Raw genomic sequence first — 25,439 nt, 5'->3', positions numbered from 1 at the left:
GTCTTTTTTATTAGAATAATCCGGAAATCTTTCCGTTTTCATCAACATCGATATTAAATGCAGCAGGTTTTTTACCAAGTCCCGGCATTTTCATAACATCACCAGCAAGAGCAACTATAAATCCGGCACCGGCTGATACTGTTAAATCTTTAATTGTAATTCTAAAGCCTTCAGGTCTACCTAGCTTGCTTGGATCATCAGATAGAGAATATTGAGTTTTTGCAATACAAATAGGCATTTTATCAAAACCAAGTCTTTCAAAGTTTTCAATTTCTTTTTCTGCTTTCTTTGTATAGTCAACACCGTCAGCACCGTAAATCTTTGTTGCGATTGCATTAATTTTTTCTTTAATTGGTAAATCTAGATCATAAGAGAATTTAAAGTTATTTTCTTCTTCACAAAGCTTGATAACTTCTTTTGCAAGTTCTTCTCCGCCTTCTCCGCCTTTTTCCCAAACTTCACTTAATACTACATTTACACCTAATTTTTGACATTCATCTTTAATTAAGTTAATTTCAGCATCAGTATCGTTTACGAATTTGTTTATTGCAACAACACATGGTAATCCAAATACATTTTTGATGTTATCAACATGTTTAATTAAATTTGGAAGTCCTTTTTTAAGGGCATCAAGATTTTCTTTGCCCAAATCATTTTTGTTAACTCCACCATTGTATTTTAAAGCTTTTACTGTTGCTACAATAATTACAGCATCAGGTTTTAAGTCGGCTAATCTACATTTAATGTCAAGGAATTTTTCAGCACCAAGATCAGCACCGAAACCTGCTTCCGTTACAACATAGTCACAGAAGTGTTTTGCCATTTTTGTAGCAATAACACTATTACATCCATGAGCGATATTCGCAAAAGGTCCACCATGAATAAATGCCGGTGTACCTTCCAATGTTTGTACTAAATTAGGTTTTAAGGCATCTTTTAGAAGTGTTGCCATAGCACCATTAGCTTTTAAATCTCTTGCAGTAACAGGATCTCCGTCCATGTTATAAGCTACAACTATATTACCAAGTCTTTCCTTTAAGTCAGTGATATTATTTGCAAGACAGAAAATTGCCATAACTTCACTTGCAACGGTAATATCAAAACCGTCTTCTCTTGGAGTACCGTTAACTTTTCCTCCAAGTCCGCAAACAATATTTCTAAGTTGTCTGTCATTTATATCAACAGCTCTTCTCCATACTATTCTTCTAACGTCAATGTTACATTCATTTCCTTGATGTATATGATTATCAATCATAGCCGCAAGTAAGTTATTAGCTGCTGTTAGAGCATGAATATCTCCTGTAAAATGAAGATTAATATCTTCCATTGGAACAACTTGTGCATATCCGCCGCCTGCTGCTCCACCTTTAATACCAAATACCGGTCCCAAAGAAGGTTCTCTAAGAGCCATGATTGTTTTATAACCAAGTCTTCTTATTGCATCCGCAACACCTATTGTAGTTGTTGTTTTGCCTTCCCCTGCTGGAGTTGGATTTATGGCAGTGGTAAGAATAAGTTTACCGTTTTTATTTTCGGTTCTTTTTAAAACGTTATAATCAACTTTAGCTTTATATTTCCCATAAAGTTCTATATCGTCTTCTCCAAGACCTATTCTTTTAGCAACTTCTCTTATGTCTTCCATTTTTGCTTCTTGAGCAATTTCAATATCACTTTTGTAACCCATTTTTATTCTCCTTAAATCTTAATTTTGTTTTTGGTATTTTTGTATAAAAAACACAAAATAGCACTATCAAGAATAATCATTACAACAGCTTTGATAATTCTTTGTGGCATCATTGCAATAGTTGCATATCCGTAAAGCTGAACAAGAAATACAGTGTTCAAAAGAAGAGAACAAAGTAATTCGCAAAGAAGTGCAATTACACAAATATGCACACAGTTCATGTCAATATTTTTTCTTTTAAGAAACATTGCAAAAAGTCCCGGAATAACACCATACATTGCACTTGTAAGGGTAAATCCCAAATGGAAAGCACCACCATCAGGTTTTAAAACAAATTGTATAAAATCTGATAAAAAACCAATGGCAAATCCGTAAAAAGGACCTAAAACAATACCAGAAAAAATAGTGGGAACAGTTGTAAAACCGATTCTGAAATTTTGTGTAACAGAAATTTCAAACATCTTAAGAACCATCCCCATTGCAATAAACAATCCTGCATAAGCCAATTTTCTTGTACTTACCAAACTAGAGCTTGCTCTATTCATACTTTTACCTCCTAAGTATTACTAGACAAAGCTCCGCTATGAAACATATTTAATTAATGTTTTTTTACAGCGGACGCGACAAGATACCGCAACCAATAAGGTTTTCGTTTAAAGGCAACTTCCCATCCTTTAACACTTAACGCATCTTATCTACTCTGTATATATTTTTACATAAAGATTATATCATAAAAAACCTTTATATTCGGCTATTTTATAAAAAATATATTAAATAAATTGATATTTGGATATAAAAATAGTAGAATGGAGTAAAAACAATCGGGGTGATATTCTTTTTATGGAAATAACTTTTGACAATAAGACATTAAACGGAAAAGTATCGGCAAAACCTGTTTTTGAGGATTTAAAAAGATATTTGATATGCTCTTTATTTTCAAATGATACAAACATTATAAAGAATGTATTGTTAGATAAAGAAACAAAAAATCTACTTAACATCTTAAGCAAACTGGGTGCAACCATAATGGTTGACGAATATGAAGGAAAAAGGAAAACTCTTAAAATTAAAGGTTCTTATCCTTTTGATGTAAATATAAATCAACTCGATCTTAGAAATAATATAGATTTATTAAAAACAATAGCTCCAATACTTCTTGTTTCCAAAAAGAAATTTAACATTAAATATCAAAATATTTTAATTTCAAACCCGATAAATTCTTTTTATAGTCTGTTCTTTAAAAAAGGATTTACAAAAATACAAAAGGAAAAAAGAGAATATCCTATAAAAATTAAAACAAGCATAGATAAATCTGTATTCTTTATAAGAGCAGATGTTGAAAAAGAATATCTTTCTACTTTGCTTTCAATTATCCCCAAAGCTTACAACAATGCAAAAATTATTATTCATTCAGGAGAATTAAAAGACAAAGAATATATTTTAAAAACAATAAAAATACTTGAAAGTTTTAATATTAAAATCATAAACCATAATTTTAAAGAATTTGATATTATAAACACAACATATCATCCATGTGATGTTACAATAGAAAATGACTTTACTTCTGCCAGTGTTTGGATAACAGCAAGCGCTCTCGGACATAAAATAATGGTTAAAAATCTAAATTTAAAAAGTGAACAAAAAAACAAAAAGATTTTAGATATTTTAAAGATAATAGGTTTCAATATTCTCGTAAATAAACATGGAGATATTATAGCAAAACCAAATAAAATAAATGCTTTTAATATAGATATAACAAAAGTGCCTGATTTACTTCCGTACCTTTCAGTTATTGCCAGTGTTGCCGATGGAACAAGTAAATTAAGACATGCAGATGAAATATATATCAATAATACTCCAATAGCAGAAGAAATGTCACGAGTAATAAATGAAATAGGCGGTGACAGCTTTGTTTTCGGAGGAGATCTTATAATAAGAGGAAGAGAAATATTAAAGGGTGGAGAAATAAAAGAACCTGTTGTTCACGAAATTGTTTTTTCACTTTGTGCAATTTCAAGACAATGCCAAAATCCTATTAAAGTAACTCTTCCAAATTCAAAACCACGATATTATAAAGAATTTTACCGTGATTATAACAGACTTGGAGGGAAAAGATATCTATAAAGCCATAAAATTTATGGCTTTTTTTTGTATGTTTTTATTATATTAACAAAAACTAATATAAAAAAGAGGATACAAAATGGATATTTCAAAACTAATATATAACAGAATAGTACAATTACTAAAAAATAAGAATATGACAATAAATAAATTTGCAAAAAAACATAATCTTCCTGCAACTACAATATACAGCATAGGTCACGGAAAATCAAAATCACCATCAATAAAAAACATTTTAAAAATATGTAACGCACTGGATATAAGCTTGTATGATTTTTTTAATACAGAAGAATTTAAGTCAAAAGAATACAAATAAAACTACCTTTTATGGTAGTTTTATATTGTAATTTTCTCAAATTCTTTTTTTATTTCTTCTTCACTCATTTCATCAAGAGATGTTGAGGCAATTTCTTTTTTAGCAGACTGTTCATTATAATTTTTTATATTTTTTTCTTGATTATCTATTTCAAGTTTTAATTCATCTATCTCTTTATTTATATCTTTATGTCCACTTCTTTTTTCAATATCACTTAACTCTTTATTAACAGCCTTCTCTAATGCTTCAATTTTACTGTAAGTTTGCTCAACTTGCTTTATTATTTTTTGTAGGTCACTATTTTTATTTGAACCTTCTGTTTTTTCTTTCTTTACTTTTTCATTTTTTTGTTCTTTTTCTATATTTTGTATATTTGATTTTATATTTTTAGTATCTTCAATATAAGATATTTCTTCACTATCAAGAAGCTCATCATCTTCTTCATCTATTTTAGAAAAACCATCTTTATTTTTCTCAGTACTTATAATATTATCATCAACTTGAAAACTGTTTATTTCATCAATAATATTTTCCAAATCTCCTGTATGCATCATATCTTCTTTGCTATATTCATTTTCATCATACATAGGAATATCAATTTCATTCTCTTCTATTGTTTCTTGTTTTAAAGGTGTAACTTTTTTTAATATCTTTTCTTCACCTTTATCACTCAAAACAACAATACTGTCTACTTTATTTTGTAATTTTTCATTTACAATAGGAGATTTATCATCAATATGACCAAATATCTCATTTTCTTTATAGTACTCTTCTATTTTTTCATCTTTATGAAATCTTACAGAAAGCTTATGTAAATCATAATATTGTCTTAAACCAAAATCATAAACAATACAAAAACCAATAAGTTCTAATGTTTCAACAAAATTATAATTCTTACCTATTGATATTTTATCTGTAATAATAAGCAATATATTTTTTAATATATCAAAAGATATATATAATAAAAGAAACAATAAAAATTCCTTAATACTTATGACATTTAAAAACGCCAAAACAAGAGAAAATATTATTATTGGAAGTTCCAATATGGGATTTAAAACTGACGATAAAAATTCATAAAATTTACTAAGCCCCATAAATGAGTTTATTGCCTTTTGATTTTTTGCATTAATATAAGTTGAATACATTTCGTTAAATAAATAAGGCTTAAAATCTTCTTCTTGTTTAAATGCAAGAGCTTCGTAATCTATACTATATCTATCTCCAAATTCTTTCGTTAGACGATTTTTCAAATCATTATTTGGATTTATACAATTATCAACAAATCCTCCAACATCTTTAACTTTCTTTCTATTATACAATGTAAAATTATTACCACTTTCAAAACCGCCGCAAAATTCTTCATTAAAAGTCTTTAGAAATAACTTATTTTTTATACTCTTTAAAATAACACTTCCAAGTAAAAAGTTATGCGTTTTTATACCTTTAAAATTTAGATTTTCTTCATCGATATAAATTCTGCTTTTTATTATTCCCATAGAAAAAAGATTATCGTCAAAAAGCATAAATTCTCTTGCCAGTTTGCTTAAAGATGTTCTTTCTATATCAATATTTTCTTCTAAAACCATAAACAAATCACTGTCTATATTATCTATAACAGCATTAATATTATTCCATTTACGGCTTTGTTCTTTAATTAAAAGATTAATTTTCCCATTAGAGTAAATAGATATTATCTCTTCTTTATTTATATTGTATATAAAAGACTTATTTTCTTTTTGAAGTTTAAATGTTGATATAATTCTTTTTGATAAAAAAGTATTATTACTTGAAACAACAATGAAAATATCATAATTTTCATAATCAAGTTTTGTTAAACTATTTATCTTTAAAATAAATTCGTTAATATTTTTTTCTTCATTTAATATTAACGTTATTTTTTTCCCTTCTTTTTCAACATCTAAATATCTTTTCTTATTTTTTATTAAATTGTTAAATACCATAATAGACGGAATAACAGCACTAAATAACGAAACAATTCCATACATTATTGTATAAACAATAAAAATAATAAAAATAATATATAATATACTCATAATTACTCCCGTTATGCCAAATATTCTTTTACAATATACTTAAGTCTGATATTTTCACTTTCTTCTTTTAACTTAACAAGTACACTGTTTAACATTTTTTTATCCTTAAATTTATCCAAAGCATCATATATTTCCCTTTGAGTAAAATCAGAAAGCCTTTCACAAGCAACAACGAATGCTTTTGTAAAACTTGCTATATTTCCCCTATTAGCTATTGCATTTATTGCTTGAAGTCTGATTTTTTTTGAAGAAGAATGAAGGCATTTTAGTAAAAACTCATCCACTTTTTTATTTCCCGTCCAAAAAGAATTAGTTTTTACAATAAAGACTTCTAAATCTTTCGAATAAGAATATTCAAAGGAAAGGTCTTCACTTGTTACTATACAAGAATTAATTTCATTTATAAATTTATGCAAAATTTTATCGCTAATATTTTCTTCAATAAATTCTTTTATAACAAAATAATATTTTTCTTTAATTCTATCGTCTTTTTGAAGAATATTTTTTAATTCGTCAATATCTTCGACCTTTGGATATTGTCCTATTTTTAAATCTTTAGAAATTTTATTTAAAATTAAATTAAATTTTTTTAATTTTAAATTATAAAAAAACATTTTTATTTTTACAAACAACATTCTAAAAACAAAATATAATATTACAATTAAAAATATTGATAATAAAGCACAAAGTACAATTAATTCAAATTTATCCATACTTCCTCCTTAGATTCATTTAAGTATATCACATATTAATTAAATTTACAAAAATACAATAAATTTGAAATAAAAAAAAGACACTTAAAAGTGTCTTTTATACAAGCATTAAACTTGGATTATTAATAACTGATTTAATTGTTGATAAAACATTTGCACATTGCATACTACTCATTAAATCTTCACAAGCATTGATATATACTTTTACATAATCTTCTTTGATTAAAACTGTAATATCAACCTTTTGTTCAAAAGCTTTTGGATAATAATAGTCAATATTTAAAGGAGTCATGTCTGTAATAATATAATCAATATCTTCTCCATCTTCAATATCTACCATATTTTTATCCATTTGACTTACAGTAAGTTCATTTACACCTTCAATTTTCTTTTCTGTAAGTTCATTATTATGGAATTTACAAATTTTTATTTTTCCTGTAAAAGAATCTATTTTTACTTTATCAAGAGAAAATACGATAGATTTTACTATTGTATTAAAAACTTTTCTTTCACTTAAATCAGAGTAAGAAGCTAACATTTCTTTTACTAAATTTAAATGTGCTTTTATTCCCATGCTTACAGAATTATGTGTATGAGTTTCAATTACAACTTGATTTTGTTTTGTATCTTCTTCAACATCTACAGGCTCTTTATTAATTACAACAGAACTGCTTGTATCATCATTTAATGTTATAATAACCCTTTTACCAAAACTTTCATTTATTTCTCTTTCAGTATCAGGATAATCATCAGGATCTTCTTCAAATGGTACAACAACTTGATGAACTACATTATTTTCAACTGGAACAACAGGAATTTCTTTACCTTCCTCATCAAATTCTTTAGAAACAACTTCTTCAATTATTGGAGAATAATGAGCTTGCTCGTCTCTGTTCATCTTTTCAATACTATCGCTTTTTTCTTCTCTTTCTTCTCTTGTTTCTACAGGTGTTGTATATTCACTTGTTATGGTATTTGAATTTTGATCATAATTTACAATTATATCTTTTGGAGCTTCTCCCTCATCATCATAAATATCATTTTGATGTTTTATCATAAATTGAATTATATCAGAATCTGCATTATCTATTTCTTTTGAAGGTTTTTGTGTATTTGTATTTGTATAGATTGCATTTGATTCTTCTTCAAAATTATCTATATCTTCTTCACTATTTATCATATTTATTCTTTGTTCCAAAATCTTAAACTCATCATATTCATTCATTTTTTTTACAAAAACATCATCAGATATTTCATTATCAACTTTCTTTTTATCCCTTAAATATTTTTCAATATCACTAGCTTCAATACGTCCGTTTTCGCCGCTTCCTTCAATATCTGATAAATCAATTCCCAAAGCTTTAGCTAACTTTCTTGTTGCGGGACTTGCTTTTTGTTTTGAATTTCCTAAGTTTGTCATATGTATACCCCTTTCTAAATTAGTATTCAACTAATTGCATTATTTTTTCTAATAATTTTCCTGAACTTGGGAGAATTTCTTTTGCTTTCTGCGGATTAAAAGGAAGGAATTTATCATCACTGCACATTCTTACTATTGGAGCTTCTAAATAATCAAAAGCTTCTCCTTCTGCGAGAGTTGCTGCAATTTCACTTCCAACAGAACAGCTCTTATAACTTTCAGACATAATAATTACCCTGCCGGTCTTTTTAACAGATTTTATAATTGTATCAAAATCGATAGGTTTTATTGTTCTAAGATCAATAACTTCGACTTTTACGTTACTCATATACGCAACGTCGCTTGCTTTCATTGCTTCCTTTACCATGCTGCCGTAAGTAATGACTGTTATATCTGTTCCTTCTCTTGTAATATTAGCTTTACCCAAAGGAATTTTTTCTTCTTTGGTTTCGCTTATTTCACCTTTTGTATCATATAGATTTTTATTTTCAAAGAATATCACAGGTTCGTGTTCCAAAAAAGCACTTCTAAGCATTCCAATAGCATCTTTAGGATTTGAAGGATAAAGAACTTTTATTCCAGGAAAATATGAAAGAACCGACTCTATAGATTCATTATCTTGTATACCTGTATAACCGCTATAACCAATAGGACATCTTATAAGCAGGCTTCCCGGTATATTTGTTCCCATTGCAGGAAGTTTTGATGCATAATTTACGATTGGATCAAGAGATCGAAGTAAAAATTTACATCCTGGAACTTCTGTTATTACATTAAATCCATTTAAACTAAGTCCAACACTTGAACCAATATAAGCATTTTCACTTACTGGAACTTCTATAATTCTTTCTTCAGGTATTTGAACATCAAACCCCTTACTAACTTTATATTCACCTCCAAAAACTCCAATATCCTGAGATACAAAAACACTATTTCTGTTTGTTCTTAATTCATAAAGAAGAGTATTTTTTATAGCTTGTTTAAAAGTTAATTCTATCATTATTTATCCTCCCCAAAGAAATCAAATTCAGAGTCTTCATCTGTATCTATTTTAAGCATATTATGAAGTTTAGAGATGTTATTTGAACTATTTCCATCACTTATATCTATTATGTTATCATTGCTATTATCAGGCATACTAAAAGGTTTGGATGGGATTTCTTCTTTTTGATTTATACTGTCATTTACCCTTCTCATGTATTCATTGATTATTTCATCATCAACATTGTATTCAAGTAAGGCTTTTTCCTCATCAAAAGGCTCTTCTTGTTTATTTTCTATTACCTCTTCATTATAATTACTTTCATGTTGAGTTCTAAGGCTTTCATAATCTTCACTGTCATCATAAGAAGAATTTACATATTGGATATCTTCATCTTCATATCCATCTACAATATTATAAAGTTCATCATCTTGTCCTACACTGTTTTCATCTTGATATTTTTTTTCTTCTTCGTCTATTTCTTTAAATATATTATCAAGAACAGTTTCAGCGTCAGCAATATATTTTTTCTCTTCTTCTGTTACAATATCTTCCTCTTCGTATTTTGCATTTTTCTCAGCTTTTTTCTTTAAGCTGTCTCTAAAATCAACATCTGCAAAACCATCAGTATTTGATATTAAAGTATGAGTATGTCCATTCTTTAATATATCTTCAACCTTAATTTCTTCTTTAGGAGAATCATCTCTTTCAGGGAAAATATTTTTAAGCTGTCTTATTTCTTCAAACACCTTATCATTTGCTCTTATTTCTTCTTCATCACCAAATAACTCTTCATCATCAAATTGAATTGAAGATTTAAGTTTGGGTTCTTCTATCATAACAGAAGTATCGGCTTGTTTTAAAAATTCCTTTTGTTCTAATAAAGCTTTTAGTTCCTCTTCAATTTGAGTTTTCTTTGATATTTTTTCTTCTTCTTTTTCTTTTATTTCTTCTTTTTTAATTTCTTTTTCGCTTAATATTTTATTTATTATACTGTCCATTTCATTAGAGATACTGTCTTTCATCATTTGAAGATCATCGTCAACGCCTACCATATTGTTAAGCATATAATTACTTAATTGCTTTATAGGACATTTTTCAAACCAAGCTCTTAGTTCTTTTGAACTTCTGTATAAAGCTTTATCTGCCAAATGATGACCACTGAAGCGATAAGTTTTAGCTTCGAGGATAATAGGTCCTTTCCCTCCTCTTACATAACTTGCCGCTGTAAGCATTGCTTCATACATATCAAGAACATTATTTCCATCAACAATAATCCCCGGAATTGAAAAACTGCTACCACGGGAAGCAATATCTTTTACGGTTGATATTTTTGCAAAACTTTGCCCTTTAGCATAGGCATTATTTTCAACAAGATAAATAATAGGAAGTTTAAACATTGAAGCCATATTTACACTTTCAGAAAATACACCTTCATTTACTGCGCCATCTCCTATAAAAGATACTACAATATTATTTGTATGGTGTATTTTTTCTCCCATTGCAACACCTGTTGCAACAGAAACATTTCCTGCAGGAAGAGCAGAAGCTCCATAAATATCAGACTCTGTATCTGCAAAATATCCAGGACCTGCTATACCATCAGTATATCCTCCGTCAACTCCCATTATCTCTCTAAACATTTTTTCTATATCCATTTCAAGACATATTGAAGCAGCAAAGTTTCTATGAGAAGTAAAAACTTTGTCTTTTCCGTTTATTGCTGCCATAGCACCTGCGCTTACGGCTTCTTGTCCTATGGATAAATATAAATTCGTATGTATTTTTCCTTGTTCATATAAATCGGCAAGTTTTTCTTCAAAAACTCTAACCTTTAACATCTTATAAAATAACTCAACAATTTTTTGGTTGTTTATATTCATTTTTACCCCCTATTTTCTGCTGGATAAAATCTCTTGAGCATAGATTAAATCTTCCGGTGTTGTTATTTTTATATTATTATAAGAACCTTTAATTATTTTTACTTTCAAGCCATATTGTTCTACCAAGTATGAATCGTCAGTTCCGATTATTCCTTTTTTTTCTGCATTTTCAAAAGCTGCTTTTAAAATATCTGCTTTAAAAACCTGTGGTGTTCTAATATTATAAAGAGTACTTCTTTCTACGGTAGCTGAAACAAAACCTTTTTCATCAGCTTGCTTTACAGTCTCTTTTACAGGTACCCCTAGTACACAGCCTCCAAATTTTTTTGCGCCTAAAACCGTATTAATTATTTCTTTATTTGATATAAGAGGCCTTGCACCATCATGTACGGAAATAATGGTACATCTCTTATCTACTTTTTTTACTGCGTTATATACGGAAGCTTGTCTTGTACTTCCTCCAACAACGATTTTATATGGTTTCTTTATTTTATATTCTTTTAAAACTGTATTCTTAAATAATTTTTCCTCATTTGCGGCAACAACAACAAGAATTTCATCAATATATGGACAATTATCAAAAGCCATTATTGTATGAGTAAGTATAGCTTTATTATCAAGTGAAATATATTGTTTATTTATACTTTTACCCATTCTGGTTCCTCTGCCGGCTGCGGGAATAATTACACTTACAAAATCTTCGTTCATATCTTACCCCAACCATAGAATAAATAATATAATATAATATTATATCATATTTTCTTCCATAAAGGAAAAGTAATTATCTTTACCTATTATCACATGGTCTAAAACCTTTATTCCAAGAAGTTCTCCTGCATCATAAAGTCTTTTAGTTAAAACTTTATCTTCATTTGATGGCATAGAGTTTCCGCTTGGATGATTATGAACAAGTATAATAGAGTTTGCATTCTTTTTTATGGCATTCTTAAATACTTCTCTTACATGAACTAAAGATGTATTTATTGTTCCAACAGAAATCAAAATATTATCTATAATCATATTCTTTGTATTAAGAAGTATTACCTTAAAATGTTCTTCGTTTAAAAATGACATTTCATAACTTAAAAGGTCTAAAATATCTTGAGTACAAAAAATATACTTAGATTTTTCTTTTTTTAGATAAGTTCTTGCACCCATTTCAATGGCACATAAAAGAATTGTTGCTTTTAAATCCGTCATTCCAGGGTTATCTTTAATCAACTCTTCTTTTGTTATACCCATTAAATCACTTATGGAGCTGCCGTATCTTCTTATTATATTTTTCGATAACTCAATCACACTTTTGGTTGAATCACCTTTCCTTATTAATAAAGACAAAAGTTGCTCATCACTTAAACTGACAACTCCTTCTCTATTCATCTTTTCTTCTATTTCGTTAATAATATTTTTATCATCTTTCATATCTTAAAACTCTTTTAATATATCATAAAGAGTACTTATACTAAGTCCCAAAACATTAAAATAATCACCGTTTATTTCTTTTATAAACTTACTTGCAAGTCCTTGTACAGCATACCCACCGGCCTTATCGTAAGGTTCTGATGTACTTATATACTCTTCTATTTCTTCATTTGTCATTGTTTTAAATGTAACAACTGTCTTTGTAAAAGTCTTTACAACTTTGTCTTTATTCATAACACAAAGCCCGCTTATAACATAATGAGACTTGCCTGACAGCTTTGTTAACATATTCCTTGCATCATCTTTATCTTTTGGTTTTAAAAGTATTTCGTTATCTAAATAGACCACCGTATCTGCACCTATTACAATGCTGTCATTATGATTTTCAAATACGCTTAAAGCCTTTTGATATGCAACATTTTTTATATTTTCTTCAATGGATAATAGTGAATTAAATTCTTCATCGCAATCAGAAACAATAACATCAAAAGGAACATTTAACATACTTAAAATTTCTTTTCTTCTCGGTGATTTTGAAGCTAAAATAATGTTTTTCATAAAAATCCTCACTTGTGATAACTATACCAAAAAATAAGGCTTCTTTCAAGCATTATGCTTTTATTAAAGTGTGTTTAAACTATATGTTTTACAAAGATTTTATAGTATAATTCCTTAAAAGCGTAAAATAAAATTAAAATTAAATAAATTTTATTTTATGGACTTTCATATTCTTAAATGGTATAATAACTCGTTGTTAAAATTTGAAGAATTTTATATCTTAGAGGTAAAAATTTATGAAAGCTGTTGTTCAAAGAGTAAAAAATTCAAAAGTAAGCGTTAATAACAAAGTTATTTCCGAAATTGGAATAGGTTTTAATGTTTTGTTTTGTGCAGAAGAAAATGATACATTTGAAGATGCTAATTATTTAATAAAAAAAATATCAAATTTAAGGATATTTGAAGATAATCAAGGTAAAATGAATTTATCCATAAAAGAAGTAAACGGAAGTATGCTTATTATATCTCAGTTTACTCTTGCCGCAAGCACAAAAAAAGGAAACAGACCAAGCTTTACAAAAGCAATGGAACCTAAAAAAGCAAATGAACTTTATGAATATTTTATGAATGGAATAAAAGAAGAAGGTATTGAAGTAAAAAAAGGCGAATTCGGGGAGGATATGCTTGTAGAAATAAATAACGACGGACCCGTTACCATTATATACGATACTAACAACAAGGAGTAACTAATATGGGTGAAGAAAGATTAGACGTTCATGAATTTTTACAAAATGATTTAATGATAGATAATATCTGCAAAACAAGAAGAATTCTTGGAGTATTTGAAGACGAAATATATTGCTATTTTAAAGGCGATATAGCTGATACAAAATCCGTTACTTATTTTATTGAAAAAATAAACAAGCAACTTCCTATAAAAAAAATTATAGTAAGCGAAATGACAGATGATGAAATCCAAACATATTTGGTTGAATACTTCACAAAAAATAACATATCTTTTAAATTTGTAACGGATTATAGCGACGAGGATCAAGCATATATGATTGTAATATGTGAAGAAGATATACAAAGGGAACCTTTGTTATACGAAACAGATATCCCAAAAGAATATCTTGAAAACTATGGAAAAACTCTTTGTAAAAAACATATGGCAATTCTGCAAGAATTGGAACCTGATATGATACAATATTATAAAAAAGAAAGCTTTCTTACAAAAGGAAGTTGCATTCTTTGTAAGTTAGAAGAAAGGAACAAAGAAAATGGATATTAGAGCTTTTCAACTTGGCCCCGTAGGCACAAATTGTTATATTGTAACAAAAAATGATAAATCAATTATAATTGACCCCGGACATAACGATACAAGACTTATTGATTATATAAAAAAAGAAAATTTAAACATAGAAAAAATACTTTTAACACACGGGCATTTTGATCACATTGCAGGAGTTGATATGGTAAGAGACGCAACAGGTGCCAAAGTATATATTCATGAAAATGACAGTGAAATGCTTTCTAACCCAAATAAAAACGGTTCAGCTCTTATGATGGGAATGAATATCACAATAAAAGATGCAGATGAATTTGTTTTTGACAAAGAAAAAATAGACTTTGAAGGAAGCACAATCGAAGTTATTTTTACTCCGGGACATTCTAAAGGCGGGGTTTGTTATAAAATAGATGATGAAAACGTAATTTTCTGTGGAGATACTTTATTCTGTCGTTCAATCGGAAGAACAGATTTATATGGTGGAAGCATTACTGAGCTTGAAAGTTCAATTAGAAATAAAATTTATACTCTTGATAAAAATTACACTCTTCTATCAGGACATGGAGAACCTACAACAATAGAAGACGAAAAGAAACTAAACGGATTTTTCAGAGCATAAATGAATATAACAACAGACAATAACATAAAAGAAATTCACGTTCGTGAAATATTACAAATGTTTTACCCTGAAGAGTATAAGAATATCTATATGAAATTATACTCAAAGGGTAATTTTATTTATTTAGAGTATAAAAACAATATCTATAAAGAAGAAATTAAAATATCTGAAAAAAATACCACCAAAAGACTTGTTTATAAAGTTTTAAAAGAAGAAACAAAAAAATCATTCCCTTATGGAGTTTTAACAGGAGTAAAACCCATTAACATTTTAAATATGTATAAAGACAAATCGAAAGAAGAAATAATACATATTCTAAAAAAATACTATTTTGTAAGGGAAGATAAAATAAAACTATTAATTAAAACAAAACAAACACAAAAAGAACTTATAAACGATGATTTGGCAAGTTTATATATCCATATTCCTTTCTGCCCTAAAAGATGCTCTTATTGTTCTTTCCCTTCAACAATATTAAAAGAAGAAAACAGCATTCTAACAGATTATACAAAATACTTAATAGAAGAAATAAAATCCATAAGCAACATTTTAGATAAAACACAAACCAAACTAGACTCCATATATATAGGAGGAGGTACTCCGGGAATACTAAATGAATATAATCTTAAAATGTTAATGGAAAGTATAAATAAATATATAAATACTGATATTGAATTTACTTTTGAACTTGGAAGAGCAGACCTCGTAAGAGATGAAAAATTAAAAATATTAAAAAAAAACAACGTAAAAAGAATATGCTTAAACCCGCAGTCATTTAATGAAGATGTTTTAAATTTATGTAACAGAGGAATAAAAAAAGAAGAATTCTTTAAATCTTTTGAACTTATAAAAAAATACGACTTTATTACTAACTGCGACTTAATCATGGGACTAAACAAAGAAGATATTATATCCTTTTTTGATGAAGTAAAGACACTTGTAGATTTAAATGCAGATAATATAACAATACATACACTCGCACTTAAAAGAGCAAGCGAATTAGAACATATAAAATTTGAAAATGAAAATTTTTATTCTATCCAAAAGAAATGCTTTGATTTGCTTGAAGAAAATAAATATAATCCATACTATTTATACAAACAAAAGCAAAGTTTATGTATGGGAGAAAATGTTGGATTTGCAAAAAAAGGCAAAGAATGTATATACAACATAAAAACAATGAAAAATAAAAGCAGTGTAATTGCTATTGGAGCCGGTGGGGCAGGAAAAGTATATGTAAAAAATGAAGATAAAACATATAGAGTCGATACAACAAAAGATACAAATATATATATAAAGGAAATATCAGAAATAATAAAAAGAAAAGAACATGAATATATTTATTTATTAAAAAAATAAAACGCCTAAAAAGGCGTTTTTTTATTCTACCACCACACTGGTATCGCTTAACGAATTTGTTATAGTTACTTTTGCACCTTTTCTCAAGGTTACTTCAGCATTTGTTACGGCATCAAATTCAACAACTTTATCATTTATTGAAAGTCTTACTTTTCCCGTACCGCCTTTTTTGGCTTTTATATCTTTATAAACTAAAGCTTCTAAACCAACAGTATTTGCAGAGAAAATTGCATCATGTTTAACCATTAAATCAACAGCATATTCAACAAGAGCAAAAATAACAAGTCCTGTAAAACCAAGCAGTACACTTATAACAAAACTTGGTTTCATTGTAATGTTATTTTTAAGTGTCTGCATTCCCATAAATCCAAATACAAGCAAGAAACCTGATATAGTAAAAATAGAAAAGTATCTTACGGTTAAAGATGTACTTAACTTATTAGAACTTAAGGTTAAAATTGAAGGATTGTTATTTTGAACTATATTTTCATCTAAATTCGGTTTACCCTTATTTATTTTTATTCTTCTTATTTTAAGTAAGGCAAAAATAATTATTCCAACCAAAGCCACATATACACAACCCAAATATATTGAATTAAGAATCTGTGGCGACATCATAAAATAATCCATAAAACTCACTTCCTATTTAAAATTCATATTCAACCAATGTATGAACATCGTATGCTTTTAATTTATCTCTTGCATTTAAACCTGTAAGTTCCATTAATGCAACTATTGAAACAACTTCTCCCCCAAGCATTTCAACAGCTTTTGCACTCGCTTCTAAAGTTCCACCTGTTGCAATAAGGTCATCTATGATTACAACTTTATCACCTTTTTTTATAGCATCTTTGTGAATTTCGATTGTATCAGTGCCATATTCAAGATCATAAGTATAACTTAATGTTTCAGCAGGTAATTTACCAGGCTTTCTTACAGGAACAAAACCTGCTCCTATTTTATAAGCTACTGCAGTTCCGAAAATAAAACCTCTTGATTCTGGTCCTACAATTAAATCGACATCATTTGGAATGTAATCACAAAGTCTATCTATTGTTTCTTTTAAAGCATCTTTATCTTTTACAAGTGTTGTAATATCTTTAAAACTTATTCCTTCCTTTGGAAAATCTTCAATTACTCTAATTTTACTCTTTAAATCCATTAATATCTCCCCAATCTAAAATTTAATTTTTTCATTATATTCGTATTATTTATATCTGATTTTTTTGTTATCTTATTAAACGACAGACTAAGTTTATCATTTTTAAGAGAATAATTCAATATATTCATTTCTTTCATTATATCAAGTGCAAGCCTTACAGTGAAATAATTTATTTCAACATCACTTTCATTCCTAATGTTTTCCATAAATTCATAAATATCATTTGTAGTATACATCAATATCTTAAATTTCTTATACAAATATAAGAAAAATTCTCTTGTAATTCTTACACTTTTTAAATTCCTTGATGTTTTCAAATATTTATATGAAGTATTTTCAAATACATCATTGTCAAAATCGTTAAACTCAGGTCTGTCAAGTATTATAACATCTTCACCTATATTTTCTATAGGTAAAACTAAAATATTAATCTTTCCTTCTATCTTATTTAATTTATTATAAGAAATATTATAATCATATTTTTTATACTTTAAAAATTTATTAAGTCTAATAAATGTATCTTTAGAATATACTACAAACACTTTATCTTTATATTCTTCGATAGCTGTTTCAAAAGGATATTCTAAAGCATTTTCACATGGATAAAAATATTCTTTTAATTTAAGATTATTTATAAAGTAATAATAATTAGCTTTGTCAAAATCCCTTAAATTAATATCGTGATAATCAATATCTTTAAGCTCAAACTGAAGTTTTTCTATTCCCTTATATGAATTTATAGATAAATTAAACACAATATCAAAGGTCTTTGTAAAATCATACTCATTTACATAGTGGCCCATAGAAAAACCTATGGCATCATAATAATTCCCGTTATATAAAATACTTAATTTTAAGTGGTCAAAATTTTTACCTATTGCCCTTGCATTGTTAATTACCACATTTCTAAGGCAAAGCACACTTCTTGAGTTACCGATTCCAAAAGGAGCAAACCTTTCAAGCTCCATAGCTGATGGAATATTCAAATTAGATGGTATTGCAGTTGTATCATAATATACTCTTTTATAAAATAGATTTTCTATTTTCTTTTCTTTTGCATAATTGTTAGATTTTTTTATAAGTATTTCAAGACTTTCATCTTTTATGCTAAATCCCGCAGCAGCAGAATGACCGCCAAATTTTATAAATAAATCCCTGCTTTCATTCAAACAATCAAATATATTAAAACCTGTTATACTTCTACATGAAGCTTTAATAACTCCCTCTTCTGATTTTGTCATAATCACAACAGGACGGTTATATTTTTCCTGTATTTTACTTGCAGCAACACCCATAACCCCTTCATTAAAATCTTCACCTAAAATAAATAAAATAAGGGAATTATTTAAAAGGTCATTTTTTTCTATGTACTCTTCACTTTTAGAAAATATTTCCTCTTCGATATCTTTTCGTTCATTATTTAATTCACACAATTTGGAAGAAAGCATATCTACTTCGCTGTCATCATCCGTTAAGAAAAGCTTGCAAGCAAGATTTGCATCAATAAGTCTGCCGGCAGCATTTATTCTCGGACCTATTTGAAAACTTATATTACCACAGTTTATATTATCTATATTCAAATCAGCTTTTTTTATTAAAGAAACAAGCCCTTTATTTTTAGTACTTCTTAGTGCTTTTAATCCAAGAGATGCTATTATTCTATTTTCACTTGTTAAAGAAACTATATCGACTATTGTTCCAACCATTGCAAAAATAAGAATTTCATTTATATCATAATCAAGCTCAAAATATTTTTTTATTCCAAGAGCTATTTTAAATGCAACCCCTGCCCCACATAGTTCACTAAAAGGATAATTATCTGATTCAACTTTAGGATTTATTATCCCATAAGCCTTTGGGAGTTCTTTTGGCGGAGTATGATGGTCGGTAATAACAACATCAATACCTTCACTTTTTAAAATTTCAACTTCTTTAACAGACGTAATTCCGTTATCAGTTGTAATAACTAAATCAGGCTTAATTGAAATTATTTTTTCAATACTTTCGGTATTTAATCCATAACCGTTTGTAAACCTGTTTGGTATAACTATTTGCACGTTAATTTTCATAAAAGTCAAAATTTTATAAAGTATTATGCTTGAAGTTACCCCATCACAGTCATAATCTGAAAATATAACAACGCTCTCATTATTTAAAATTACTCTCTTTAATCTTTCCATGAATACTTTCATATCCTTAAACATAAAAGGATCATACAAGTCTTCAATTTTAGGATTTAGATAAGTTTCAACTTCTCCAAATGTAGTAAACCCTTTCATGTTAAGCAAAAGAGCACTCAAATAAGATATATCAAATTGTTCTTTTAAATTTTCTATAAAATCATAATTTATGTTTTCTGAACTTTTTTGTTTAAAAATTTTATATTCCAATTCTAAAACCCCTAAAAAATATAAATAAATTTTAACATATAATAAACAAATATTGTAATGAATTAAAAAATAAAATAATAAATATTTAATATAAAATATACGAAAGGATTAAAAATCATGACAAAAAACAACAACATAAAAAAACTTCTAAATGGAGTAATGATAGGGTGTGTATTCTGCGTTATCAGTGTTTTTGTATTTTCTCTTTTTATGTATTTTTTTGATTTCCCCGTAAGTGTGGAATCAGGGGGACTTTATATTTTACTTAATTTGGGGCTGTTTATTTCAAGTCTTTACGCAGGAAAAAACGTATCAAAAAACGGTTATCTATACGGTATTTTAAATGGTATAATTTTTCTTTTTATTATGCTTGTTTTAAATATTTTTCTTAATCAAGGTAATTTTAACTTTTTTAATTTTCTTTTAAAAATACCTTTATTTATTCTTCTTTGTGCCGTAGGAGGAATATTCGGTGCTAATCTAAAAAAATAACAATTTTACGGTAATATAATAATATTTATCCATTTTACCGATAATTTTAAATACTTCAAATTTAGCCTTTTTGCATGCAGTTTTACCGAAATTGCATGCAATATGTTAAAATTTGCATGCAGTTTTCAACAAAGTAAAGTAAAGAAAAGTAAAGAAAAGTAAAGTATAGTATAGTAAAGTAAAATATAAAAAAGACATTGCAAGCAATGTCTTTAGGAAAGCAAATCAACAAGCTCCAAAATATTTTCAAAATCTTTATTTCCTTTAAAATCTTTTTCTTTATTATTGTGCTCAGCTAAAACATTAATTTTTTCATTTTCATTTTTATCAATATTTTCAGGAAGAAAAACATTTTTTAATTCTCCCATACTGCTAAGCAAAGGAAGCATATTTATCATTGATTCTATTTTATTAAAATCACTTCCGAGAGAATGTTTTAAACTTTCCATTAAAAATTTATTTGTTCCTTGTTTTCCCTCTTTTTTTATCCTCAAAGTTTTATTTTTTATATTTTGTGCATGAGAAAAATAATTATCCACATATTTCAGCTTTTTTCGCACATTATGTATATTAAAATTATCTGTAAATAAATGCTTGTTTTTATGGTATTTATTTGTAGCTTGAATAGAACTGTCATTATCCCTGGAATTTTCAATTACATATTTTGCTTTTACGTAAGATGTATTGTTTCCACCCCCAAATGCAGAATAAAGCAAAATTAAAACCAGGATTTCACCAAATGATATGTTTTTTGGGCTATCCATATTTAATCTCCTTTAAAAGGGGCCAAGGCCCCTTTTTTTAACACTCATCATCACAGAAAAGTAAAAATAATACTAAAATAATAAGAATTATGTTGTTTCCATCAAATATGCCTCTTAGGAAACCGCCCCCGCAGCCACAATCATTATTATTATCGCCGCATAAAAATAGCATTGCAAGGATGATTAAAATTATTAAATTATCATCTTCACACAAACAATCCAAAAAATTACCTTTCAAAAGAAAGTACCTCCTTTATATTAATAGGATAAAGATATCTATCAGCTGATTATTCAGTAAATAAAACGATTAATAGTAAGAAGAAGAATAGTAATGAACAAGGGTCGTCGCCGAACATTTCACAATCATTAAATAAAACTACCAAAAGTAAGAAAAACATTAATAAACATTCACAAGAGCAATCATCTAAAAAATTACACATATAAATTACCTCCGAGTAATAGATTTTAATAGGTGCTTTTTTAAGCTCCTAATTCATAGTACGCGGCTATATAAGATTGTGTGATGAAATAATTAAAGTTATTTCAAAATTAAAATTAAAGGAGGTTTAAAACTTGAAAGAAAAAGATGTTTCAAAAATGATAAATATGGCAAACAGCCTAAATATCAACGAAAGTTCTTTTGAAAAGTTAAAAGATGAAGCAAACAGAAAAGGAGTAATGGAAAAGGCAGAAAGACTTGAAGAAGAATACGCTCCGAAATTTAGACAGTTTTTAAAAGAAAACGGAGATTTATCAAATTTAAGCAACGAAGAAAAAGCAAGAGTAATTCTCGAATACAAGGAAAAACTACCAAAGAAAGAGCAGGAACAATTTGAAAGAGTTCTTTCTCTTTTAAAATCTTATGTAAAGAAAAACAAGTCAAGGTAGAAAAAATGAAAAGAAGAAAATTAAATAATGAGAATAATATTCAAAATGATGAGAATTTGAATTTATCAAACGTACATAATAAAAGACATAAAAAAAGAAAGAGGAACAGAAAAATGGAAAAGAAAAAAGTAATTGTAAATAATGACGATACTGTAAGAGAAGTCATAATAAAAAATAACAACAATCATAATATTAAAAACGAAAAAGATAACGATAAAATATTAACAAAAGAACAATTTTTAAAAGGAGAGGATTATTAAGCCTCTCCTTTTCCTTTTTAGTTAAATAACATATAAATAGGTAAAGACCAATATGCAAATATAATCAAACATATAAAAATATCAAATGTAAAATGTCTTATCATACATACACTTCATTAATTTTAAAATATAAAACATTAAAGGAAGAAATAATGTTTATTTCATGGTTTTTAAAAGTAAATTATGGTGCATTTTATAAATACTTATGCTATAATATTTAATTGATTAAAATTATAAAATGTAGGAGAAAAAGAAAATGGGTAAGAAAAAGAAAGTAGAAGCTATAACCCCAATGGGTGAAGATTTCGCTCGTTGGTACACAGATGTAATAACTAAAACGGAAATGGTAGACTATGCCCCCGTAAAGGGATTTATGGTTATTCGTCCTTATGGTTATGCACTATGGGAAAACATTCAACAAGCTTTTGATAAAAGATTTAAAGAAACAGGACATCAAAATATGTATTTCCCGTTACTTATCCCGGAAAGCTTTTTAAATAAAGAAAAAGAACACGTTGAAGGATTTGCACCTGAAGTTGCATGGGTAACACACGGAGGAGAAAACGAATTAGCAGAAAGATTATGCGTTAGACCTACAAGTGAAACAATCATTTGTAGCATGTATGCAAAATGGTTAAAATCTTATAGACAACTTCCTTTCCTATATAACCAATGGGCAAACGTTGTAAGATGGGAAAAAACAACAAGACCATTCCTTAGAACAAGCGAATTCTTATGGCAAGAAGGTCATACAGTTCACGCAACTTTTGAAGAAGCACAAGAAGAAACTTTAAAAATGATTGATATTTACAGAGAAATCTGTGAAGATTACCTTGCAATGCCTGTTGTTGTAGGTCAAAAATCTGAAAAAGAAAAATTTGCCGGTGCTCATGCTACCTACACAATCGAAGCATTAATGCATGACGGACAAGCTCTTCAAAGCGGAACAAGCCACAACCTTGGAGATCACTTTGCTAAAGCTTTCGAGATTAAGTTTTTAAATAAAGAAGAAAAAGAACAATATGCATACTCAACATCTTGGGGAGTATCAACAAGATTAATCGGTGGAATAATAATGGTTCACGGTGATGATTACGGATTAGTACTTCCACCAAAAATTGCACCAACACAAGTTGTTATCATTCCTATTGCACAACATAAAGAAGGTGTACTTGACAAAGCTAACGAATTAAAAGAAAGATTAAAAGATTATAGAGTAACACTTGATGATAATAACTCATATTCACCTGGTTGGAAATTCAATCAATGGGAAATGAAAGGTGTTCCTGTAAGAATTGAAATCGGACCTAAAGATATTGAAAATGGTCAATGTGTAATTGCAAGAAGAGATACTTCAGAAAAAATATCTGTTTCTCTTGATGAAGTAGAAACAAAAGTAAAAGAACTTCTTGAAGAAATACAACAAAATCTATTTAACAAAGCTTTAAAACACAGAGAAGAACATACAAAAGTTGCAAAAGATATGGACGAATTCAAAAAAGTTCAAAGTGAATCTCTTGGTTTTGTAAAAGCTATGTGGTGTGGATGCAGAGAATGCGAAGATAAAATCAAAGAAGAAACAGGCGCAACACTAAGATGTGTACCTTTCAAACAAGAAGATATCGGAAGTGATAAATGCGTATGCTGTGGTAAAAAAGCAGATAAACTTGCATACTTTGCAAGAGCATATTAAGGAGAAAAGAAAATGACTTTATACGAAGAACTGGTTGAAAGAGGTTTAATCGCCCAAGTAACCGATGAAGAAGAAATAAAAGAACTTATTAATAACGGAAAAGCCACTTTTTATATAGGATTTGACCCAACAGCAGATAGTCTTCATGTAGGACACTTTATGGCTCTTTGCCTAATGAAAAGACTTCAAATGGCAGGAAACAAACCTATCGCCCTTGTAGGAGGCGGTACCGGTATGATTGGCGACCCATCAGGAAGAACTGATTTAAGACAAATGATGAGCGTTGAAACAATAAACGAAAACTGCGAAAAATTCAAACAACAAATGAGCAGGTTTATTGATTTTTCTGAGGGTAAAGCATTAATGGTAAATAATGCCGATTGGTTAAGAGACTTAAACTATATAAATTTCATAAGAGATATAGGTTCTCATTTCAGCGTTAACAGAATGTTATCATTTGAATGTTATAAACAAAGAATGGAAAGAGGCTTAAGCTTCCTTGAATTTAACTACATGATAATGCAAAGCTATGACTTTTACAGACTATACAAAGATTATGGCTGTAATATGCAATTTGGCGGAGACGACCAATGGAGCAACATGCTTGGCGGAACCGAACTTATCAGAAGAAAACTTGGCAAAGATGCTTATGCAATGACAATTACTCTTCTTCTAAACTCAGAAGGAAAGAAAATGGGTAAAACAGCATCAGGTGCCGTATGGTTAGATAAAAACAAAACATCTCCATTTGATTTTTATCAGTACTGGAGAAACGTTGCGGACGAAGATGTTATCAAATGCTTAAAAATGCTTACATTCCTTCCTCTTGAACAAATCAAAGAAATGGAAAAATGGCAAGGAAGCGAACTTAATAAAGCTAAAGAAATATTAGCATATGAATTAACAGAACTTGTTCATGGTAAAGAAGAAGCCGACAAGGCAAAAGAAGCTGCAACTGCACTTTTCAAAGGAGGCGTAAGCAGTGAAAACATGCCTTCAACAGATATTACAAATGATGAATTAAGTGAAGAACCTACCCTACTTGACATAATGTTAAAAGCAAAATTAATCCCTTCAAAAAGCGAAGGAAGAAGACTTATTAAACAAGGTGGAGTCAGCGTAAATGATGAAAAAGTAACAGACGTAAACAAAGCCATAACAATGGAAGATTTTAACAATAATGAAATGATAATAAAGAAGGGTAAAAAGGTATATCATAAAATAAATATTGTTTAATAAACGTTGACATAAATAATAATATTTAGTATTATTGACTTGATGTAAATAAGCTATTTTAAACAATTAATAATTAAATTTTTAAGGAGAAAGATAAAAATGGCAAGAGAAAAATACGAAAGAACTAAACCACATGTAAATATTGGTACAATCGGTCACGTAGACCACGGAAAAACAACATTAACAGCAGCA

General features: G+C 28.2%; 28 protein-coding genes and 1 riboswitch. Of the genes, 12 read left to right on the top strand and 16 right to left on the bottom strand.

Annotated features, from left to right (window positions below; all coding sequences use genetic code 11):
- Positions 1-10 precede the first annotated feature (10 nt).
- Both ACTQYZ_RS03535 and ACTQYZ_RS03530 read right to left on the bottom strand, forming a co-directional pair.
- On the bottom strand, positions 11-1,684 hold the full coding sequence (locus ACTQYZ_RS03535; RefSeq protein WP_441022742.1) for a formate--tetrahydrofolate ligase: 1,674 nt from the start codon (positions 1,682-1,684) through the stop codon (positions 11-13).
- A gap of 11 nt (positions 1,685-1,695) precedes the next feature.
- A complete protein-coding gene (locus tag ACTQYZ_RS03530; protein WP_441022740.1) occupies positions 1,696-2,229 on the bottom strand; it encodes a folate family ECF transporter S component in 534 nt (177 codons plus the stop codon).
- A 65-nt stretch (positions 2,230-2,294) separates the two neighbouring features.
- Positions 2,295-2,389: riboswitch (THF riboswitch) on the bottom strand.
- 135 nt (positions 2,390-2,524) lie between these two features.
- Between ACTQYZ_RS03530 and ACTQYZ_RS03525 the strand changes: the two genes are divergently transcribed.
- Both ACTQYZ_RS03525 and ACTQYZ_RS03520 read left to right on the top strand, forming a co-directional pair.
- Entirely contained in the window at positions 2,525-3,808 is a 1,284-nt protein-coding gene (locus tag ACTQYZ_RS03525; protein WP_441416039.1) for a hypothetical protein, read from the top strand.
- Positions 3,809-3,884: 76 nt separating this feature from the next.
- Positions 3,885-4,121, top strand: coding sequence for a helix-turn-helix domain-containing protein (locus ACTQYZ_RS03520; RefSeq protein ID WP_441022736.1), 237 nt, complete (start codon positions 3,885-3,887; stop codon positions 4,119-4,121).
- Between the two features lie 20 nt (positions 4,122-4,141).
- Here ACTQYZ_RS03520 and ACTQYZ_RS03515 read toward each other — a convergent pair whose 3' ends face one another.
- From ACTQYZ_RS03515 to ACTQYZ_RS03480, 8 genes are all read right to left on the bottom strand, one after another.
- Positions 4,142-6,178 (bottom strand): hypothetical protein, encoded by a 2,037-nt coding sequence (locus tag ACTQYZ_RS03515; protein ID WP_441416038.1) that lies wholly within the window; start codon positions 6,176-6,178, stop codon positions 4,142-4,144.
- An 11-nt stretch (positions 6,179-6,189) separates the two neighbouring features.
- Positions 6,190-6,891 (bottom strand): hypothetical protein, encoded by a 702-nt coding sequence (locus tag ACTQYZ_RS03510; RefSeq protein ID WP_441022732.1) that lies wholly within the window; start codon positions 6,889-6,891, stop codon positions 6,190-6,192.
- Positions 6,892-6,988: 97 nt separating this feature from the next.
- On the bottom strand, positions 6,989-8,311 hold the full coding sequence (locus ACTQYZ_RS03505; protein WP_441022730.1) for an E3 binding domain-containing protein: 1,323 nt from the start codon (positions 8,309-8,311) through the stop codon (positions 6,989-6,991).
- Between the two features lie 19 nt (positions 8,312-8,330).
- Entirely contained in the window at positions 8,331-9,311 is a 981-nt protein-coding gene (locus ACTQYZ_RS03500) for an alpha-ketoacid dehydrogenase subunit beta (protein ID WP_441416037.1), read from the bottom strand.
- Positions 9,311-11,176 (bottom strand): thiamine pyrophosphate-dependent dehydrogenase E1 component subunit alpha, encoded by a 1,866-nt coding sequence (locus ACTQYZ_RS03495; RefSeq protein ID WP_441022726.1) that lies wholly within the window; start codon positions 11,174-11,176, stop codon positions 9,311-9,313. Before ACTQYZ_RS03495 ends, ACTQYZ_RS03500 begins: the two co-directional genes overlap by 1 nt.
- Before the next feature lie 9 nt (positions 11,177-11,185).
- On the bottom strand, positions 11,186-11,884 hold the full coding sequence (gene ispD / locus ACTQYZ_RS03490) for a 2-C-methyl-D-erythritol 4-phosphate cytidylyltransferase (RefSeq protein WP_441022724.1): 699 nt from the start codon (positions 11,882-11,884) through the stop codon (positions 11,186-11,188).
- A gap of 39 nt (positions 11,885-11,923) precedes the next feature.
- On the bottom strand, positions 11,924-12,598 hold the full coding sequence (gene radC, locus ACTQYZ_RS03485; protein WP_329383778.1) for a RadC family protein: 675 nt from the start codon (positions 12,596-12,598) through the stop codon (positions 11,924-11,926).
- 3 nt (positions 12,599-12,601) lie between these two features.
- Positions 12,602-13,156 carry a Maf family protein gene (locus ACTQYZ_RS03480; RefSeq protein ID WP_441416036.1) on the bottom strand — a complete coding sequence of 185 codons (555 nt, stop codon included), beginning with the start codon at positions 13,154-13,156 and terminating at the stop codon, positions 12,602-12,604.
- A 236-nt stretch (positions 13,157-13,392) separates the two neighbouring features.
- Between ACTQYZ_RS03480 and dtd the strand changes: the two genes are divergently transcribed.
- The 4 genes from dtd to hemZ are packed head-to-tail and all read left to right on the top strand — an operon-like array spanning position 13,393 to position 16,362.
- The gene (dtd, locus tag ACTQYZ_RS03475) at positions 13,393-13,842 is read left to right on the top strand and encodes a D-aminoacyl-tRNA deacylase (RefSeq protein ID WP_441022721.1); all 450 of its coding nucleotides are present in this window, start codon (positions 13,393-13,395) and stop codon (positions 13,840-13,842) included.
- 5 nt (positions 13,843-13,847) lie between these two features.
- A complete protein-coding gene (locus ACTQYZ_RS03470) occupies positions 13,848-14,387 on the top strand; it encodes a hypothetical protein (RefSeq protein WP_441416035.1) in 540 nt (179 codons plus the stop codon).
- Entirely contained in the window at positions 14,377-15,003 is a 627-nt protein-coding gene (locus ACTQYZ_RS03465; RefSeq protein ID WP_441022717.1) for an MBL fold metallo-hydrolase, read from the top strand. The genes ACTQYZ_RS03470 and ACTQYZ_RS03465 overlap by 11 nt, the downstream gene beginning before the upstream one ends.
- Positions 15,004-16,362 carry a coproporphyrinogen dehydrogenase HemZ gene (gene hemZ, locus ACTQYZ_RS03460; RefSeq protein WP_441022715.1) on the top strand — a complete coding sequence of 453 codons (1,359 nt, stop codon included), beginning with the start codon at positions 15,004-15,006 and terminating at the stop codon, positions 16,360-16,362.
- Positions 16,363-16,383: 21 nt separating this feature from the next.
- Here the strand turns inward: hemZ and ACTQYZ_RS03455 are convergent, their stop codons facing one another.
- The 3 genes from ACTQYZ_RS03455 to recJ are packed head-to-tail and all read right to left on the bottom strand — an operon-like array spanning position 16,384 to position 19,914.
- Positions 16,384-16,992, bottom strand: a complete 609-nt coding sequence (locus ACTQYZ_RS03455; protein ID WP_441022713.1) for a hypothetical protein — start codon at positions 16,990-16,992, stop codon at positions 16,384-16,386.
- Between the two features lie 16 nt (positions 16,993-17,008).
- A complete protein-coding gene (locus ACTQYZ_RS03450; protein ID WP_441022711.1) occupies positions 17,009-17,524 on the bottom strand; it encodes an adenine phosphoribosyltransferase in 516 nt (171 codons plus the stop codon).
- Positions 17,524-19,914 carry a single-stranded-DNA-specific exonuclease RecJ gene (gene recJ / locus ACTQYZ_RS03445; RefSeq protein WP_441022709.1) on the bottom strand — a complete coding sequence of 797 codons (2,391 nt, stop codon included), beginning with the start codon at positions 19,912-19,914 and terminating at the stop codon, positions 17,524-17,526. Before recJ ends, ACTQYZ_RS03450 begins: the two co-directional genes overlap by 1 nt.
- A 117-nt stretch (positions 19,915-20,031) precedes the next feature.
- Here recJ and ACTQYZ_RS03440 point away from each other — a divergent pair, with 117 nt between their 5' ends.
- Positions 20,032-20,406, top strand: coding sequence for a TIGR04086 family membrane protein (locus tag ACTQYZ_RS03440; RefSeq protein WP_138269686.1), 375 nt, complete (start codon positions 20,032-20,034; stop codon positions 20,404-20,406).
- Between the two features lie 212 nt (positions 20,407-20,618).
- Here ACTQYZ_RS03440 and ACTQYZ_RS03435 read toward each other — a convergent pair whose 3' ends face one another.
- From ACTQYZ_RS03435 to ACTQYZ_RS03425, 3 genes are read right to left on the bottom strand one after another with little or no spacing between them, the layout of a single operon-like run.
- Complete coding sequence (locus ACTQYZ_RS03435; RefSeq protein WP_441022707.1) at positions 20,619-21,170, bottom strand: hypothetical protein; 552 nt, start codon at positions 21,168-21,170, stop codon at positions 20,619-20,621.
- Positions 21,171-21,207: 37 nt separating this feature from the next.
- Complete coding sequence (locus ACTQYZ_RS03430) at positions 21,208-21,408, bottom strand: hypothetical protein (RefSeq protein WP_138269684.1); 201 nt, start codon at positions 21,406-21,408, stop codon at positions 21,208-21,210.
- A 49-nt stretch (positions 21,409-21,457) separates the two neighbouring features.
- Positions 21,458-21,610 carry a hypothetical protein gene (locus tag ACTQYZ_RS03425; RefSeq protein ID WP_171020677.1) on the bottom strand — a complete coding sequence of 51 codons (153 nt, stop codon included), beginning with the start codon at positions 21,608-21,610 and terminating at the stop codon, positions 21,458-21,460.
- A gap of 133 nt (positions 21,611-21,743) precedes the next feature.
- Between ACTQYZ_RS03425 and ACTQYZ_RS03420 the strand changes: the two genes are divergently transcribed.
- From ACTQYZ_RS03420 to ACTQYZ_RS03400, 5 genes are all read left to right on the top strand, one after another.
- On the top strand, positions 21,744-22,058 hold the full coding sequence (locus ACTQYZ_RS03420) for a hypothetical protein (RefSeq protein ID WP_441022703.1): 315 nt from the start codon (positions 21,744-21,746) through the stop codon (positions 22,056-22,058).
- A gap of 5 nt (positions 22,059-22,063) precedes the next feature.
- Complete coding sequence (locus ACTQYZ_RS03415; protein WP_441022701.1) at positions 22,064-22,318, top strand: hypothetical protein; 255 nt, start codon at positions 22,064-22,066, stop codon at positions 22,316-22,318.
- Positions 22,319-22,574: 256 nt separating this feature from the next.
- A complete protein-coding gene (proS, locus tag ACTQYZ_RS03410) occupies positions 22,575-24,011 on the top strand; it encodes a proline--tRNA ligase (protein WP_441416034.1) in 1,437 nt (478 codons plus the stop codon).
- Positions 24,012-24,023: 12 nt separating this feature from the next.
- Positions 24,024-25,247, top strand: a complete 1,224-nt coding sequence (gene tyrS / locus ACTQYZ_RS03405) for a tyrosine--tRNA ligase (RefSeq protein WP_441022697.1) — start codon at positions 24,024-24,026, stop codon at positions 25,245-25,247.
- 99 nt (positions 25,248-25,346) lie between these two features.
- Positions 25,347-25,439: GTP-binding protein (locus ACTQYZ_RS03400; RefSeq protein WP_441023148.1), on the top strand; the 93-nt coding region annotated here is incomplete at its 3' end.

The organism is Anaerofustis sp. LCP19S3_F7, assembly GCF_052119445.1.
GTDB lineage: Bacteria > Bacillota > Clostridia > Eubacteriales > Anaerofustaceae > Anaerofustis > Anaerofustis butyriciformans.
The sequence above is the reverse complement of the archived record's forward strand: the minus strand, read 5'-3'. Positions and strand labels throughout refer to the sequence as shown.

Excerpts from the sequence above, each read along its gene's own strand:
- proS (WP_441416034.1), top strand. The coding sequence starts at position 22,575 with ATGGGTAAGAAAAAGAAAGTAGAAGCTATAACCCCAATGGGTGAAGAT.
- ACTQYZ_RS03455 (WP_441022713.1), bottom strand. The coding sequence starts at position 16,992 with ATGGATTATTTTATGATGTCGCCACAGATTCTTAATTCAATATATTTG.
- dtd (WP_441022721.1), top strand. The coding sequence starts at position 13,393 with ATGAAAGCTGTTGTTCAAAGAGTAAAAAATTCAAAAGTAAGCGTTAAT.
- ACTQYZ_RS03520 (WP_441022736.1), top strand. The coding sequence starts at position 3,885 with ATGGATATTTCAAAACTAATATATAACAGAATAGTACAATTACTAAAA.
- ACTQYZ_RS03500 (WP_441416037.1), bottom strand. The coding sequence starts at position 9,311 with ATGATAGAATTAACTTTTAAACAAGCTATAAAAAATACTCTTCTTTAT.
- tyrS (WP_441022697.1), top strand. The coding sequence starts at position 24,024 with ATGACTTTATACGAAGAACTGGTTGAAAGAGGTTTAATCGCCCAAGTA.
- ACTQYZ_RS03535 (WP_441022742.1), bottom strand. The coding sequence starts at position 1,684 with ATGGGTTACAAAAGTGATATTGAAATTGCTCAAGAAGCAAAAATGGAA.
- ACTQYZ_RS03465 (WP_441022717.1), top strand. The coding sequence starts at position 14,377 with ATGGATATTAGAGCTTTTCAACTTGGCCCCGTAGGCACAAATTGTTAT.
- ACTQYZ_RS03480 (WP_441416036.1), bottom strand. The coding sequence starts at position 13,156 with ATGAAAAACATTATTTTAGCTTCAAAATCACCGAGAAGAAAAGAAATT.
- ACTQYZ_RS03505 (WP_441022730.1), bottom strand. The coding sequence starts at position 8,311 with ATGACAAACTTAGGAAATTCAAAACAAAAAGCAAGTCCCGCAACAAGA.
- ACTQYZ_RS03470 (WP_441416035.1), top strand. The coding sequence starts at position 13,848 with ATGGGTGAAGAAAGATTAGACGTTCATGAATTTTTACAAAATGATTTA.
- ACTQYZ_RS03435 (WP_441022707.1), bottom strand. The coding sequence starts at position 21,170 with ATGGATAGCCCAAAAAACATATCATTTGGTGAAATCCTGGTTTTAATT.
- ACTQYZ_RS03440 (WP_138269686.1), top strand. The coding sequence starts at position 20,032 with ATGACAAAAAACAACAACATAAAAAAACTTCTAAATGGAGTAATGATA.
- radC (WP_329383778.1), bottom strand. The coding sequence starts at position 12,598 with ATGAAAGATGATAAAAATATTATTAACGAAATAGAAGAAAAGATGAAT.
- ACTQYZ_RS03510 (WP_441022732.1), bottom strand. The coding sequence starts at position 6,891 with ATGGATAAATTTGAATTAATTGTACTTTGTGCTTTATTATCAATATTT.
- ACTQYZ_RS03495 (WP_441022726.1), bottom strand. The coding sequence starts at position 11,176 with ATGAATATAAACAACCAAAAAATTGTTGAGTTATTTTATAAGATGTTA.
- ACTQYZ_RS03415 (WP_441022701.1), top strand. The coding sequence starts at position 22,064 with ATGAAAAGAAGAAAATTAAATAATGAGAATAATATTCAAAATGATGAG.
- hemZ (WP_441022715.1), top strand. The coding sequence starts at position 15,004 with ATGAATATAACAACAGACAATAACATAAAAGAAATTCACGTTCGTGAA.
- ACTQYZ_RS03425 (WP_171020677.1), bottom strand. The coding sequence starts at position 21,610 with ATGTGTAATTTTTTAGATGATTGCTCTTGTGAATGTTTATTAATGTTT.
- ACTQYZ_RS03530 (WP_441022740.1), bottom strand. The coding sequence starts at position 2,229 with ATGAATAGAGCAAGCTCTAGTTTGGTAAGTACAAGAAAATTGGCTTAT.
- ACTQYZ_RS03450 (WP_441022711.1), bottom strand. The coding sequence starts at position 17,524 with ATGGATTTAAAGAGTAAAATTAGAGTAATTGAAGATTTTCCAAAGGAA.
- ACTQYZ_RS03515 (WP_441416038.1), bottom strand. The coding sequence starts at position 6,178 with ATGAGTATATTATATATTATTTTTATTATTTTTATTGTTTATACAATA.
- ispD (WP_441022724.1), bottom strand. The coding sequence starts at position 11,884 with ATGAACGAAGATTTTGTAAGTGTAATTATTCCCGCAGCCGGCAGAGGA.
- ACTQYZ_RS03525 (WP_441416039.1), top strand. The coding sequence starts at position 2,525 with ATGGAAATAACTTTTGACAATAAGACATTAAACGGAAAAGTATCGGCA.